The sequence below is a fragment of the Monashia sp. HAY1-5C genome (genome assembly GCF_056755255.1).
Genome location: NZ_JBPGXG010000756.1, coordinates 1 through 237, shown reverse-complemented (window position 1 = coordinate 237; position 237 = coordinate 1). Strand labels below are relative to the sequence as shown.

The 237-nt window shown below is 71.7% G+C and carries 1 protein-coding gene; it reads right to left on the bottom strand.

The window, feature by feature from the left end:
• Positions 1 to 40: 40 nt before the first annotated feature.
• Positions 41 to 232, bottom strand: a complete 192-nt coding sequence (locus ACR9ZK_RS23435; RefSeq protein ID WP_481344308.1) for a heavy-metal-associated domain-containing protein — start codon at positions 230 to 232, stop codon at positions 41 to 43.
• Between the last annotated feature and the right edge of the window lie 5 nt (positions 233 to 237).

Sequence of the window (237 nt, the reverse complement as noted above, 5' to 3'; positions counted from 1 at the left end):
GGGGCGACTGACGCTCGTCGGTGCTCATCGGCTCACCACGTCAACGCAGCGTGTACCCGGCCTCGACGACCGCGGCCTCGCCGACGGCCGAGTCGAGGGGTGCGTCGCTGGTGATGGTTACGGGGGAGTCGGAGCCGGCGTGCAGGTCGACTTCGACGCCGGTGACGCCGGGCACCTCCGACAGCTCCTCGGGGACGCTGGCGACGCAGTGGCCGCACGTCATCCCCGACACGGTGA